We start from the raw sequence: 15,584 nt of genomic DNA on the forward strand, positions 1-15,584 counted from the left end.
CGGGTACCTTTATGGATATTCAAGCTAAAGCAGAAGCAGCAGGTATACAGCCCCCAGCTTTAATCATAGTAGGGTCGGTGGTAAGCCTGCATGAAAAATTAAATTGGTTTAATCCGCGCTAAAGGCTAATTGGAATTACTGTGTACTAAGGCGTGCAGTTTTGCTTCATACAAACTCTTATCTACCGTGTTATAAGTCAGCTCTATCGCTCGTGTTAGGGCTTTTTCCGATAAGTTTTGACGGCCAAGTTGATAATAACTTTTGGCTAAACCAAAGTATGCCTCATGCAGGTAAGGCGCGATATTCTCGGCTTTTTTGTAATATTTATTAGCTAACGTAAAACTATTTTCTGCAAAAGCTTGCTCACCTAAATCAATCCAACGATAGGGATTATCATCGTCAATGGCATCGACTTTTTGTTCGAGTGCCGTCACCTCAATCTCTCGCCCCTGAGACTGCAGCAAAGCAACATAATTACTGATAACGTTACCTGAGGCCAAACCGTTGTCCAACATAAATTGGTATAAGACTTCTGCCTGATTAGGATCGCCGGCACGATTAAACGTTACGGCCAAAGTATTTAAGGTCTCAGTATTAAGAGGATTAAACGATAAGCCCTTTTGCAATAGCGAATAAGCATGGTCCAACTGTTTGTTTAATAAGGCCTCGGCAGCAACGTTTTGATAGTACATAGCCATAAAATCCGCTTGCGATACCCTAACACCAGTGACATCTGATCTACTCGGGAAATAATCAATGATGATGCTTGGTCGTCTCACCACTATTACGGATGCAGGGGGGGCATAGTTCGGGTCATAAATAAAGGTGCGAACATGAGATGACAATGTCATTAACCTTGAATTACGGGCATACACGGGGGCACTGTGCACCCTTTGAAATGCCGTTTCTAAATTCACAACATCAGCTAAGGCTTTTGTGACAATTGCCAGAGACAGACAATTACCCGTTTTTAAAAACAGGGCTTCAGATGCTCTTAATGTTGCGCCGCGAAAACCGAAATCGTCCACAAAGGTATCGAGATAGTCAAACAAACGAATATGTCCTTGTGTTTGCTGATTTTTGGGGTCGTGATAGTAACGAAGAAAATCTGTTCTCTGTTTTTCAGTTAGAGCAAAAATATCCTTTTTGGTCGGCACTGAGATGGGATCAAATATCTCGGTATTTAAGCTTGGCAGAGTCAATGGCGCTGGTACTGGTAATATTGACACTTGCTGTTTAGTCACTGATGAGCATCCGACGAGTAAAAGAAAACTACAGGTTGTCAGTAAAATTAACCCTTTTGGCATTAACAATTTCCCCTAAAACTTTGATAACTTACCAATAACGTTCCATAGATATGTGCCCGGGAGAGCGGCGCAAGTGTTTAGACAACCCCATTTCAGTAAGTAAACTAACGGTATCGGTAATCATCTGGGGATTACCACATAACATCACTTGGCTATCGGCTGAGCTAATGCGTAAATCTACTAGAGATTGAATCGTGTTATTCGCTAATAAAGCAGGAATGCGCCCTTGTAAACTGTCTTCACCTTGTTCTCGGCTGACCACAGGAACAAAATGAAATCGCCCTGCGTACTGCTCTTTCCACCCTTCAATAAGAGGTAAATAGGCTAAGTCTTGTTGCCAGCGGGCGCCATAAACTAGCACAATATTATGATATGTCGCCCACACTTGTTGAGTGGCTAATATTGACAAAAAAGGTCCCACACCCGTACCGGTTGCTATCAACCATAAATCTCGACTTTGCGGCACTTCATCTAATATCAAAAAGCCGGTAGGAGGAGCCATCACTTTCAAACCATCACCTACTTGTAATTCGTGTAACTTTGGCGATAACGCTCCCCCTTCTACCGGCACCGCAATAATCTCTAATTCACTGTCTTGCGGGGCATTTACCAGCGAATAGGGACGCGAAATAATCTTGCCATCATCTTGTAACAAACCGACTTTAGTAAATTGCCCGGCTTTGAAATTAGGAAAGTCGTCACATGAAAATCGCAAACTAAACAAATGGTCATTCCAGTCTATGCGTTTTACTACTGTTGCATCTAACCACTGCGCCATTGTGTTTCTCCTTACGATCCGAGTTGATTTTCAGCTGCTTTATTAACCATGTTGCACTGATAGGTTACAACAAGCAACCAGCGAAAGTAGGTATGTAACTTTCTTGAAGGTTGACAGAGCGCTTTTGCTATTCACAAAAAGTGCTAGGATGTTGACGGTCACTTCACTGCATCAATATCAAGTATAAAGAGGTTAATTAGATGAAAACGCTCAGCTCTTTTATTTTACTCAGTTCGGTTTTATTCAGCCCCGTCACGGTCATGGCATCAAGCTTATCAGAAGCCATTAATGCCGATTACCAGCAACATTTAGCCCCCTTGTGGGATCATTTTCACCGTAATCCTGAACTTTCCTTAATGGAAACCAAAACAGCCAAACGTCTAGCCAGTGAATTACGTGCCATAGGTTATGAAGTAACTGAAGGTATTGGTGGCACAGGTATCGTGGCAATGTTAAAAAATGGCGCTGGCCCCATGGTTATGGTTCGCGCAGATATGGATGGCCTGCCCGTCAAAGAATTATCAGGTTTGCCAAACGCCTCTAAAGTGATGATGACCGATTGGAATGGTGAAAACGTCAGTGTGATGCATGCCTGTGGCCATGATGTGCACATTACCGCGTTAGTCGGTACCGCGCGTTACATGGCTGAAAACAAAAACCAGTGGTCTGGCACCTTAATGTTGATTGGTCAGCCTGCTGAGGAAAAAGGCCCAGGCGCTTCTGCGATGATGCAAGACAATATATGGCAACGTTTCGGCCAGCCTGACTATGCGTATGCCTTTCATGTCGACGCTAATTCACTCGCGGGTAAAGTCACGGTAGATGAAAACTCGCCCTATGCAGGTGCAGATACGGTGGATATCATCGTGCATGGCATTGGCGCTCACGGTGCTTCACCCCATCAAGGTAAAGATCCCATCATGATTGGCGCACAAATCGTGACTAACCTTCAAACGATTGTCAGCCGAGAGTTGGCCCCAAGAGATGCTGGCGTCATTACCGTAGGCGCTTTTCATTCTGGCACCAAACATAATATTATTTCTGCCCAAGCGCATTTGCAGCTCACCGTTAGGAGTCTCAACCCGCGGGTACGCGAGCAGCTGCTATCAGCCATCAAGCGAGTGGCTATTGGTACAGCTCGCACCGCAGGTGTACCTGAAGATAAATTACCTGAAGTCATTATCAGTGAAGATGCTTACCCACCCACTTATAACGATAAAAAGCTCGCTCAACGTTTAAAAGTATTGATCAACGACAAAATGGGTGAAGACATGTTGTTGGCACCTAAAGAAGGTGGCGGTATGGGTGCAGAAGATTTTGGCTTTTTTACCACCGACCCTTATATTCCTAGCGTTTATTTTAATGTAGGCGGAACGCCCCAAGCTGACTTTGATCGCGCCGCAGCTGGTGGCGCTCCAGTAGGTAGCCACCATAGCCCGCAATTTAAAATTTCGCCAGAACCGGCAGTCAAATCAGGTGTAGAAGCAACGGTCATCGCCTTGCTTGATTTAATGCCTAAGTAGCGCATTAAACCCAAAACGAGCCGCAAACAGAGTCATTGTTGTATATTAACTATAGCATTCAGTGATTCTGTTTAGGCTCTCATATGAGTCGATTTACATTCGCAGTTTTTTCAAAGTCTCTATCAACTCTGTTGCTTGTAGCGCGGTATTGTAAATATGAAAAGACAATCTTAAAACGCCAGCGCGTTGGTCGTAATGGGCATTCAAGGCGGTTAAATCTTCAATCACTGCCAGAAGAGCCGCTGGTTTAAAGTCTAAACACAGCGTTCCGCCCTCTTCTTTTAGCTTATGCTGACTAAGCAATAAAGGCTGTGCGGCTTGATACACTTTTTCACGTAGTTGAAAATTGTGCTTGGCTATTTGCTCGATGCCTATCTTTTTCAGTTGCTGCAAACTGCCCAGAGCCGTCGCATATGAGGCAACATTGGGTGTACCGCCCCAAAAACGCTTCGCGTCATTGGCATAGACAAAATGTTCGATATCAAATTCAAAGGGATTGGCATGAGAAAACCAGCCAACATCAATGGGTTGAAGTTCGCTTAGTTGCGCAGATTCAAGCCAGATGAAACCAGCACCAGGCCCACCACATAACCATTTAACACAAGAGCCCAGTACACAATCCACTTGCCACTGGGTGATATCAATCGGCACCACGCCCACTGATTGCGCGATATCCACAACAACCTTGGCATTTTGAGCTTTGGCCAGTTTGGCAATATCAGCAACAGGGGATTTAATCCCAGAGTTGCTGTGCACATGCGTTATTAACACAATGGCAGTGTGGTGATTAATCTTATCAGCCCACACATCACAGTCTCGCGGATGCTGGTTTTCTGGAATAAGTTCGAAACGGTATCCTTGCTGCTCCAAACGTTTGGCCACAAAACCTAAAGACGGAAAAGCACTGGCATGCATCAATATTACGTTTTTATGCGCCTTTACTGGCATCGACATTAAGTACTTAGTTAGTGCACTGGAGACATTTTGCTGCGGGCAAATATCCTTGGCATCAACTCCCAACACCCCCCCAAGTTCATGGCAAAAGTCGTCAATAATACCAAGCCAAAGAGGCCAGGCTTCACCGCCATGTTGTTGCCATGGATTCAGATACCGTTCGTTTAGCACATGCCGGGCTTGATGGCTTAAACAGCCAACTGAGTGACTCAGTAAATACATACCTTGAGGCACAGCAAATTGTGCCGCTATATCTAGGTTCATGAGTGAAAAGGACATTGGCTGATAGATTCACGAACTTGACCATATTCCCCGCCCCACGTATCGGTCATACGGCTACGAATATTCCATAGTTCAGGAAAAAAGCGATGTTTTGCACCATTTTCTAAGAGCTCAACTGGGCGGCCTTTTAGCGATTTAGACGCCAAACCAATAGAACGCTGGATCAAAAAAATATGATTGGTGCGAAATTTTTGTAAGAGCTCGTCAAATTCTAATAGAGCTTCTGCTACGGCATAGCTATCGTCATGGGCAAATTGGCTGTTATAGATCTGCTCTACGGTCTTAGCCCGACCATCTAGGTAATGCTGTTTATACACATCCCATAAATCAGCAGGCACCTTGAGTAAGGTGCGAAAACCTGGCGATTCTTGGCCACTGCCATTGCCTAACTGCAAACGAATTTCTTGGTATTCTTTTGGAGACATGGTTTCGAGTACATCGAGTTGTTGAATCATCATTCGCTGTAAAAAGTGCACTCGCTGCATCAAGTTCAATACCTTTAAAGTACGTTCTTGCTGAATGTTTTCTAACACCTCAATTAAGGTATAAATCATCAGTTTCATCCACAACTCCTCAACTTGGTGCACAATTTGAAATTGTAATTCGTCACCATTACACAAGCTATCTAATGGCTTTTGACAGGTAAGTAAACGTTCACACTCTAAGTAAGTACCGTAATCGAGCATGGTGGGGTTATTTAATAAGGTGGAATATTTAGTGCGATACATAAATGTCTCAATCGGTGGAACATGGCTAAATATTAAGTGATTAGCCTTTGAACATTGTTCCGATTACACTGATTAATGCAAAGATTAAAAAACGTTGACCTAAAATATGACTAATTTAGAAAACAAAAGGACTCTTAAAGCCTTAGATGCCACTGACAAAAAAATACTGCAGTGCTTAGAGCAAGATGGTCGCATGTCTTTCGCCACACTGGGCGAGCACATAGGTCTAAGTAAAACGCCCTGTTGGAATCGTGTGAACGAGTTAGCCAAGCAAGGCGTAATAGCCGGCTACAATACTCGTATCGACCCTACTAAATTAGGCCTGACCATAAAAGCCCTTGTACATGTAGTAGTTGATTTTAGTTATTACCGTGCGTTTGAAGCGGCGATTATTGCTCACCCAAATGTACGCTCATGCCAAGCAGTCACCGGTGAATACGATTATGTCTTAGAAATATTAGCGACAGACATTCAAGCCTTCGACCACCTTCTGCGTGAAAATTTGAGTCAGTTACCGGGCGTTGAACGATTTAATACTGCGATCTCTACTCGCATGGTAAAAAGTGATGGCCCCTTTACGTTAATGCGTTAGCCCACGCCGTAGCATTCAATAAAAGCATTAACAAAACGTTGAGGTGAGGCAGGATCCATATTGAAATACAGTGAAGGCTCAATTAGCTCCACTTCCATCAAGGCAAATTCACCTTGATATCGAACTAAATCAACACGGGCATATAAAGCGTCGCCGGGTAGTGATGCCAAGGCATGCCTTGCGCTGGTTAACATCGCCTCATCAGGCTCAATGGTTTTTAATTGACCTCCGTGCTCTTCTTGTACCCGAAAATCACCGTGTTTAGGTTGTTTTAGAATGGCGTGACTATAGTGTCCGGCAAAATAAAACAAAGAGAATTCACCCTCTTCTACAATCGCGGATAAAAATGGTTGTAGCATGAACGGGCGTTGATTGAATAAGTGGTTCAAGGTAGATTCAGCAGCCAGCAGTTGCTCAACGCTTAAACGAAAGGTATCGTCAGCATTGGCACTCACTAAAGGTTTTATGACTATTTGCTCTGTGTCAAAGTACATAAAACCTTGTTGAATTTTTGCTAAATCAAATGCCTCGAACCATAGAGTAGGCACAATATTGATGCCCTGATTTTGCATGTCTTTTAGGTAGGTTTTGCTGATGTTCCACTTGACCAATTTGAGGCTGTTTTCAAGACGTGCGCCTGACGCTTCAATTTTTACTAAACACTGCAAAAACGCCTGAACATCACTTTGATAATCCCAAGTACTTCGAATAATCACCACGTCATAATCTGCCCATTGAACCGAGGTACTGCGCCACGACACAAGATCTGCAATCCAGCCTTGGTGCGCCAACGGCTCTATCAGCAGTTGGTCATAGGCAAAAAAGTTCGCTAGAGAATCCATCGTCAACAGCGCGCATTTTTTCATAGTACTGATTTTCCGATAAGTGAAGGGGCAATTAAAAACTCAACGTAAGCTTCAATATGCCTTAATTTAACCCGCCATTTATTATATTAAAAAATACGCAAAACATACTAATTGGCGATTAAACCACCAATTACTGGTCTTTCAAGAAGAAAGTTGTGTATTAACTAACAATTTCTAACAATTGCAAATACTAAGTTGTTAATACCTAAGGTAATATAACCTTATTGTAATTAGGGATATATGGACACCAAATAATAATGAAAACAAATTGGAAAAAATTCGCCTTACCTTTCGTCGTGTTGCTGGTGGGTGTTGGGGCTGTCAAAGCCATTAATGCATCAGCAGAAAAAGAAGAAGATAAACAAGCGGTAGATACTCGCCCTACAGTTAAAGTCGAAAGTATAGAATCTGCTGATTATCAAGTACTTATCACCAGTTTTGGTGAGGTTACACCCCTTGAAAGCACCGCCATTTCGTCACAAGTCGCGGGCGAAGTAACCGCTTGGAATGAAAACTTTGTTGCTGGTGGTTTGGTCCTGCGCGGTGAAACCTTGTTTAGTATTGAAAAAGACACGTATGAAGCCGCTTTGCTGCAAGCTGAAGCCAATCTGAGCTCAGCTCAAAGTTTATTGATTGAAGAACAAGCGCGCGCCAATGTTGCCAAACAAGAAGCGAAGAATTTACCCAACAATAAAGTCAGCGATTTATACTTACGTAAACCCCAAGTATTAAGTGCTGAAGCCGCGGTTAAGTCGGCTCAAGCTCGATTAAAAATAGCTCAACGAGACCTCGACAATTGTGAAATTAAAGCCCCTTATGATGCGCTAGTTATCAGTCGCAACGTAGGTGTTGGCCAATATGTTAATCAAGGCGCTCAAGTTGCGGTGTTAAATAATGTTGAAAAAGCCGAGATTGTGTTCCCTATTGCGGGTTTTGATAATGCCTTTTTACCTAATGACGTAGCCGGTACCCCTGCGATAATTACCACTAAGGGGTTTGACGCCATCACTCGAAAAGGCGCTATTGCTCGGGATTTGGGTGTCGTTGACCAGGCGACTCGTATGAGCCAATTGGTGATCAGAATTGATGACCCCTATGGTATTAAAAGCAATGTTCAGCCGCTTAAATATGGTTCTTATGTCGAAGTACAATTTGTAGGTAAAACCCTGCCACAAGTGTACCGCTTACCCCAAGAACTGGTGACTAATCGCACTGTATGGATAGTGAATCAAGACAACAAGTTAGAGCCCCGCAAGGTCGATATTGTTCGTGAAGAAGGCGCTTACTTTTTAATTAGCGAAGGCTTAAGCAACACAGACAAAATTGTGGTAACCCTACCCGAATACCCGCAAAAAGGTATGGAAGTCAAAACTGCCAAGCCTAAGCCTGCGTCTGACGACAGCAGCCTTAGCGTTAAAAAATCGTAAGAGGCGCGTATGGACATCAATGAACCTAAAGAAAAAGGCTTAATAGCGTTTTTCGCGAATAACCCTGTGGCTGCCAATTTAATGATGTTTTTTATCATTGTTATGGGCCTAGTGAGTTACTTCACGATACAGCGCCAGATGTTTCCCAATATTGAAATTAATTACATCAATATCAGTGCTACCTACCGCGGCGCCTCCCCCCAAGAAATTGAAGAAAGCATATTAGTTAAAATCGAAGAATCTTTAAAAGATATCACTGAGATTAAAAAACTCGTTGGCCGTGCTTTTCGTGATAGCGGCAGTATTAGTCTAGAAATTTATCCTGATGAAAAACTAACGGACGTACTCGACAAGGTTAAAGCTCGAGTCGACAGTATTGCCACCTTTCCTGCCGACATGGAGCCCGTGCAAGTATCGCAAGCCGAGTTTAAACAAGATGTGATTGAGATGTCATTGGTGGGCGATGTCCCGCTGACCGAACTCAAACCCTTAGCCAAGCAAATTGAAAACGAATTATTAGAGCTCGATAACATCTCTCTGACATCCGTTAGTGCGCCAGATGACGAGATTGCCATAGAAATTTTGCCTGATGTGCTGCGTAAATATAATTTATCCCTAAGTGATGTCAGTGCTGCCATACGCCGCCATTCTGCCAATTTTTCAGCCGGCCAAATTCGCACTGAAGCGGGCCTTATCTCTGTGAGGGTTGAAAACCAATATTACAACGGCGAAGAATTTGGCCAAATTCCCATTAAAATAGGCGCAAATGGTGCAAAAGTGCTGTTGCAAGACATTGCCACCATTTCAGATGGTTTTACCGAAGGTGAGCGCTATTTTAAATACAGCGGCCAAAATGCCATTTTTATGGACGTCAAAGCCACCAAAGCGCAAAACATCATTCCTGTTGCGCAGTCTGTGCACAGTTACATCGAGCAGAAAAATAAAAGTTTACCCGCCGGATTAGAATTGAAAGTGTTGGTCGATATGACGTACTACCTCAATGGTCGTCTTGACATGATGCTTAAAAACCTTGTTCAAGGGGCTATTTTGGTTGCCATCTTGCTCTCCATTTTTTTACGCTTTCGTTTAGCATTTTGGGTAATGATGGGTTTGCCCGTGTGTTTTCTTGGCGCAGTGATGATGATGCCGATATTGGGTGTCAGTATTAACGTACTGTCACTGTTCGCCTTTATCATGGTGCTGGGGATTGTGGTAGACGACGCGATCGTCATTGGAGAAAGTGCCTACAGTGAAATAGAAGAAAAAGGCGGCGGTGTTGATAACGTCGTACGCGGCGCTAAAAAAGTCGCGACGCCGGCAACCTTTGGGGTACTCACTACCATCGCAGTATTTGCCCCAACGGTATTTTCATCAGGTCCAGAAGGTCAGTTTTTTTATAATATCGCCTCTGTGGTTATCTTATGTCTGATATTTAGCTTAATTGAATCAAAATGGATCCTGCCTGCCCATATTGCTCATATTAACTTTAAACCCATCAAACCCGGTAGCTGGCGCGAACGTTTCAACAAAAAGTTCTTTGGCTTTGTCAACGGCCCCTACAAAAATTTTGTGAGCAAGTGTATTGATTGGCGCTACCTCACTTTTGCCGTTTTTATTGCGCTTTTAATGTTGAGTAAAGCCTTGTACGACGCTAATTATGTACGCTTTATCCCCACTCCCAAAGTACCCAGTGACTTTCCTTCTGTTATGATCGAAATGAACGAAAACGTGTCTGACTCGGCTACTATTGATGCCTTAAAAACCATTGAAAAAGTCATCATGGATATCGAACAACAAACCAAGGACGAATACGGAAAAGGCATGATTAGAGATATTCTCGCCTTTAACCAAAGTCGCACCGAGGCCCGCATCGTTGCCCCCTTAGTTGGTGAAGACGAACGTGTGTTTGATACCTTCGAATTAGCCAGAAAGTGGCGGGAAGCCATCCCCGTTATCCCGGGCTTAAAATCAATGACGGTATATGACGATCTAAACGGAGGCGGTAGTGATGGTGAGTTCGGCTATCTGTTGTATGGTCCCGACGTGGACACCCTTAATGCGGCAGGTTTGCAATTTATCGCCATGTTGCAACAGCAAGAAGGTCTCTACGACATCAGTTCGACTATTGACCCTGCCAGCAAAGAGATCCAACTTGAACTACTACCCGTGGCGTATGACTTAGGTTTGAATTTATCCAGCATTGCTAGTCAAGTGGGGGCCAGTTTTTACGGTGACCAATCGCAACGCGTAATACGTGGTGGTGAAGAAGTACGCGTCATGGTGCGTTATCCCAAGCTTACTCGGGAGCGCTTTGCTGCCTTAAAGTACACCGTTATCACCACACCTAGCGGCCAAGAAGTATTGCTAGGTGATGTTGTTACCTTGAGTGAAAAACCGGGGATCAGTTACATACGCCGCGAAAGTGGTTACCGTAGTGTGTATGTGTTTGGTTCTATTGATGAAGAAACCATCGAACCCAACGAAGTGGTTGAAGCCATTGAAGAAAAATTATTGCCACAGTTAAAAGAAGACTATCCTTCGGTTAAAACCGAATTAGGGGGCTCGGTAGAAGAACAACAAGCGCAACAAAACGAGCAAATGTTATTCTTTATTGCCGGCATGATCATGGTTTACATCTTGTTAGCCGTGCCGCTAAAAAGCTATGGCCAACCACTGATTATTATGTCAGTTATTCCTTTCAGTTTAACGGGCGCAATATGGGGTCATTTTGCCTTTGGCATGGACCTGAGCATGATGTCGATATTCGGCCTTATCGCTGCAGCTGGGGTGGTGATTAACGACAGTCTGGTAATGACAGACTTTGTTAATCAGCGCCGCGCTCAAGGTTTTTCAATTCGTGACGCCGTATCAGAAGCTGGAACGGCACGCTTTAGAGCAATTACGCTTACCTCGATCACGACCTTCTTTGGTGTTGTGCCCATAATGTTTGAACCTAGTATGCAAGCTAAATTTGTTGCGCCGATGGCAAACGCACTCGGCTTCGCGGTACTTTACGCAACCTTAGTCACCTTGGTTTTGGTGCCTTGTTTGTACATGGTACTGGAAGACATAAAAGCAGGCTTTGTCAAAATTGGGGGCTTTATTTCACGTCTGTTTCGACGTAAAAAAGCCTCAGTTGAAATCAGCCACTCACAGATATAAATCTATCCCCTAAAAGCGCCGCAAGGCGCTTTTTATCGCTTTGCAAATTAATGATGTCGCTGTTATTGCTGGGCGTAATGAGGAGAGGCCTAGCAGAGCTAGTCTGAAAATGATTGAAATGACTCAAGCTAGCGCAACCCTATTAAAAACACACTTGGCTCTTAGACTCTCCTTGTTTCAAGCGAAGGGCAGCCTTTTTTAATCTGAGCTGTTGTTATAACTCAACAGGTGTCCACTCCTGCTCTTGTTTACATGTCTGACGTCGAGCACGCTATTTGAATGCGTAGTGATGCAATGCATACTGCTAGGTAAACCGCTTATATCTGAACACACTAGGGCCTGTAGATGGCCTCCTCCATTCTTGCATAAGTAAACAGGTTGTTTTGACAATGAGGCTTGCTTTCTTCTCGGTTTCATTCTGCATTCCATATCTAAAACTGAGTGAATACAATGACCTGTGAAAGATGCTTAGTATAAAAAGATCAAGTATATTGGTGCTAATTGCACAAAAATCATCCTTACAATAAGAACAAGTCAAAATGAACACAATAACATCGCATCCAAAGTATGACCGGGTCACGCTATACTCGCGCTTTATGACCGTAAGGTATTAAGTCGTTTATGTCTGAAAAGCTCGCTCTTTTTTACATCGGTGACTGGCAAGTTACGCCCAATACCAATACCTTACGTAAAGGCGATATGCTCAAACAACTTGAGCCCAAAGCCATGGACGTGCTCATTGCCCTTTGCCAGCAGCAAGGGGAAGTCCTAAGCGCTGATGAAATTGTCGAACATTGTTGGGGCAACGCTGAACTCGGCGACAACCCTGTGCACAAAGCCATCAATCAACTGCGCAAAGCCTTTGACGATAAACCCAGCCAGCCCACTTATATCGAAACCATTCGTAAACGTGGTTATCGCATAGTTGCCAAGCTTAACTTCCCCTTAAATGATGAATTAAAAGCCCAGCAAAGTAGTTGGCAAGGCGAGTCGCCGTTTCCTGGTTTAAGTGCCTTTGAACCCAACGAGGCCGACGTATTTTTTGGTCGTAACGAGCAAATCAGCACGCTGCTAGAGCGGGTGTCCAAACAAGTGAGTTTTGGCCGCGCTTTTTGTTTGATCCTCGGCCCCAGTGGCACCGGTAAATCGTCATTAATTAATGCCGGTGTGCTGCCTAAATTACTGCACCATAACGGGTATGATGGTATTGGTGTGGTGTCGTATACCAGTTTAGATTTTGCTGATATTAACCAAAACCGCTTATTTATTGATTTGGCCTCTGCCCTACTCGATTGGGATATTGCTGATCAACCAGTGTTCTCCGGACTCAGCGCTGATAGCTTAGCTGAGCAATTGCAACACGATTGCCAAGCCGTGCTCAGCCAATGTAAACAGGCATTAAGCAATAGGCCAGCACTGTTTGCCAAACCATTGTTGTTTTTGTTTATCGACCGTCTTGAAGTTTTGCTTTCGTCGCCCTTGTTTAGTGATGCAGAACGTAGCCTGTTTTTAACAGTTATTGAAACATTGGCGACCTCAGGTTGCATTTTGGTATTTAGCGCCTGTCGTAATGACTTTTACCCTTTAGTGGTTAGCCACCCAAGCTTAATGGCCGGTAAAGACCATGGTGCCCATTTTGATTTGTTGCCGCCCACCCGCGGTGACCTAATGCAAATGATCCGCTTGCCCGCCATTGCCGCCAATTTAAGCTGGTCGCACGATCCGAGTAGCGCCATGGCGCTGGATGAAATTTTATGTGCTGAAGCGGCGCAACATCCTGACTCACTGCCAATGTTGCAATACACCCTACAAGAGCTGTATTTGCAACGCAGTAGTGCTAACGAATTACAGTTTTCTGTGTATCAAACCTTAGGCGGTATTGAAGGGGCCATCGGTAAAAAAGCGGAAGAGATTTACCAGCAACTGCCCCCAGAGCAACAAAGCCAACTTGCTTATGTCTTGTCGCTGTTAGTCACCTTAAACCCCGATGGCGAAACCATTACCAGTCGCGCAGCTCGTTGGGCGCAGCTAAGCCAAGCCAGCCAAAACGCGTTTGTACAAGCCATGGTCGACAGTCGTTTATTTGTCTCTCACCTGCAAAATAACGAAGCCTGTTTTAGTTTGGCTCATGAAGCACTATTACGCCGCTGGACTAGAGCCAGTGAGTGGATTGCCGATCATCAAGACAGCCTAGCGATTAAAAGCCGTTTACAGCAACTCTGCCAGCGCTGGTTAAATGAAGGCAAAAGCACCGCCTATTTATTGGCCGAAGGCAAACCTTTACAAGAGGCCTTAAGCCTGCAACACAGCAGCACCTTTAGTCTAGACAACAACGAGCAGGCGCTTATCCAACGTTCAGTAAAACGAGCCAAAACCAAACGCTGGTCAACGGGTGTAGCCATTCTAATGCTTTGTATCCTTAGCTTTACCTCGGTATTAATGAGCATAAAAAGCCAAGAATCACAAAACGTCGCCCAACAAAAAAGGTTAGAGGCAGAAAGTTTGTTGGGTTTTATGGTGGGCGAATTTGCCGACAAGCTGCGCAGCGTAAAACGCATGGACTTACTTGATGGTATTAGCAATAAAGCCTTGGAGTATTTTAGCCAGCAAGATGAGATAACTGAAAACACCTCACTTTTACCTTTTGCAAATAAAGAACAAAATTTTAAAGCTCGCTTTCAACACGCACAAACCTTAGGGGCTATGGGCGAAGTGGCCTACAGCCGAGGAAAAAATGACGAAGCTCAGCAAGCGTTCTCAGCCGCTAAAGTCATCTTAGATACATTGTATGCACAACAACCCAATAATATGGAACTGCTAAAAACCTCAGGCGCCAATGCTTTTTGGTTAGGGCAACTTGCTTATGAGCAAAGCAACTTTGCGAATGCTCAACCTATGTTTCAATTATATCGAGATTATAGTAAGGCGATGAATGAACTTGAGCCTGATAATGTCGATAGCTGGATGGAGCTGGCATATGCTCAAAGTGGTTTAGGCGCATTGTACTTATTAACCAACAATTACACTGAATCTGAATTGGCCTACGAGCATTCCATCGAGCTTATGCAGAAAGCATTGATTGCACAACCAGAGAATAATCTGATTAGAACCAACCTTGTTGATGTTTATTCTTGGCTGGCAACAACAGAGCAAAATTTAGGCAATATAGCCCATGCTTTAAGGCTTCATCAGCAGGGCCAACAAGACTTAGAGTTAATATTAGAGAATGAGCCAAACAACGCCAATACCATGGAACTATTGGCCTATTCATTTTGGCATCAGGCGAGAATACAAAATTATAAAGGAGAATTTACTCACTCAGCCAATAATACCCAGCGTGCGGCAGAAATACTGAAAGCCATTCTAATTCAAGATCCTGATAATGAATTATGGCAAGAACGTTATCTCAGTCTTCAAGTTTTTAGTATTTTACTGAATGCTAAAATCCATAAAGAAGACATCGATGAATCATCTAAAATGGAACAAATTACCAATAATTTGTTTAGCAAAATTATAACGCGGGTAGATTTGCCCATAATGATGATTAAGTATTATCAACGACACAATAAATGGCAAAAAAGTAAGTCACTGATTGAACAAACAGATATTTATTTTGATAACTATACAAAGCAAGATGAGCCCAATTTTATCGTTACCAAAGCTGAGTTAAAGATTCTACAAGCCTATCAAGCTAAGTTTACTGGTATTAACGCCGAAGTTAGCCTTAAATGCAGTCAAGCAATTGCATTACTTGAACCCTTGGTTTCAAAAAGCTTAAATATCGAATACTTGTTTCCTTTCGTAAAAGCGCATAGTTGCCTCAAAACCCTGTCTAAAATACCTAGTCAATTGGCATCGCTTAATGCGATGGGAGTGACTTCTTTTGACTTTGAAGACTCTTTGCAGCAAACCATTAATCAATAAAATAAAAGGACCATGCAAGGCCAGTACATTTTTCATCCTTA

The 15,584-nt window shown here is 43.5% G+C and carries 10 protein-coding genes; 5 read left to right on the forward strand and 5 right to left on the reverse strand.

Annotated elements, in window-relative coordinates; all coding sequences use genetic code 11:
- Positions 1–125: 125 nt before the first annotated feature.
- Together NWQ57_RS03940 and NWQ57_RS03945 are read right to left on the reverse strand one after the other, a co-directional pair.
- Entirely contained in the window at positions 126–1,307 is a 1,182-nt protein-coding gene (locus NWQ57_RS03940) for a lipopolysaccharide assembly protein LapB (RefSeq protein ID WP_306020777.1), read from the reverse strand.
- Positions 1,308–1,335: 28 nt separating this feature from the next.
- Positions 1,336–2,085: a ferredoxin--NADP reductase gene (locus NWQ57_RS03945; protein WP_306020778.1), complete on the reverse strand. Its 750-nt coding sequence runs from the start codon at positions 2,083–2,085 to the stop codon at positions 1,336–1,338.
- A gap of 200 nt (positions 2,086–2,285) precedes the next feature.
- On the opposite strand from NWQ57_RS03945, the gene NWQ57_RS03950 reads away from it, so the two are divergent.
- A complete protein-coding gene (locus NWQ57_RS03950) occupies positions 2,286–3,608 on the forward strand; it encodes an amidohydrolase (protein ID WP_306020779.1) in 1,323 nt (440 codons plus the stop codon).
- 93 nt (positions 3,609–3,701) lie between these two features.
- On the opposite strand, the gene NWQ57_RS03955 is transcribed toward NWQ57_RS03950, so the two are convergent.
- Positions 3,702–4,826 (reverse strand): aminotransferase class V-fold PLP-dependent enzyme, encoded by a 1,125-nt coding sequence (locus tag NWQ57_RS03955; protein WP_306020780.1) that lies wholly within the window; start codon positions 4,824–4,826, stop codon positions 3,702–3,704.
- A complete protein-coding gene (locus NWQ57_RS03960) occupies positions 4,823–5,572 on the reverse strand; it encodes a tryptophan 2,3-dioxygenase family protein (protein WP_306020782.1) in 750 nt (249 codons plus the stop codon). The genes NWQ57_RS03955 and NWQ57_RS03960 overlap by 4 nt, the downstream gene beginning before the upstream one ends.
- A 106-nt stretch (positions 5,573–5,678) precedes the next feature.
- Between NWQ57_RS03960 and NWQ57_RS03965 the strand changes: the two genes are divergently transcribed.
- Entirely contained in the window at positions 5,679–6,164 is a 486-nt protein-coding gene (locus tag NWQ57_RS03965) for an Lrp/AsnC family transcriptional regulator (protein WP_306020783.1), read from the forward strand.
- Here NWQ57_RS03965 and NWQ57_RS03970 read toward each other — a convergent pair.
- Positions 6,161–7,030: a RimK family alpha-L-glutamate ligase gene (locus tag NWQ57_RS03970; RefSeq protein WP_306020785.1), complete on the reverse strand. Its 870-nt coding sequence runs from the start codon at positions 7,028–7,030 to the stop codon at positions 6,161–6,163. The two genes, NWQ57_RS03965 and NWQ57_RS03970, sit on opposite strands and share 4 nt — an antisense overlap.
- 257 nt (positions 7,031–7,287) lie before the next feature.
- Here NWQ57_RS03970 and NWQ57_RS03975 point away from each other — a divergent pair, with 257 nt between their 5' ends.
- From NWQ57_RS03975 to NWQ57_RS03985, 3 genes are all read left to right on the forward strand, one after another.
- Entirely contained in the window at positions 7,288–8,457 is a 1,170-nt protein-coding gene (locus NWQ57_RS03975) for an efflux RND transporter periplasmic adaptor subunit (RefSeq protein WP_306020786.1), read from the forward strand.
- Between the two features lie 9 nt (positions 8,458–8,466).
- Positions 8,467–11,619, forward strand: a complete 3,153-nt coding sequence (locus NWQ57_RS03980) for an efflux RND transporter permease subunit (RefSeq protein WP_306020788.1) — start codon at positions 8,467–8,469, stop codon at positions 11,617–11,619.
- A 621-nt stretch (positions 11,620–12,240) separates the two neighbouring features.
- Positions 12,241–15,543: a winged helix-turn-helix domain-containing protein gene (locus NWQ57_RS03985; protein ID WP_306020789.1), complete on the forward strand. Its 3,303-nt coding sequence runs from the start codon at positions 12,241–12,243 to the stop codon at positions 15,541–15,543.
- The last annotated feature ends 41 nt before the right edge of the window (positions 15,544–15,584 follow it).

The organism is Paraglaciecola sp., assembly GCF_030730205.1.
Taxonomy (GTDB): Bacteria; Pseudomonadota; Gammaproteobacteria; order Enterobacterales; family Alteromonadaceae; genus Paraglaciecola.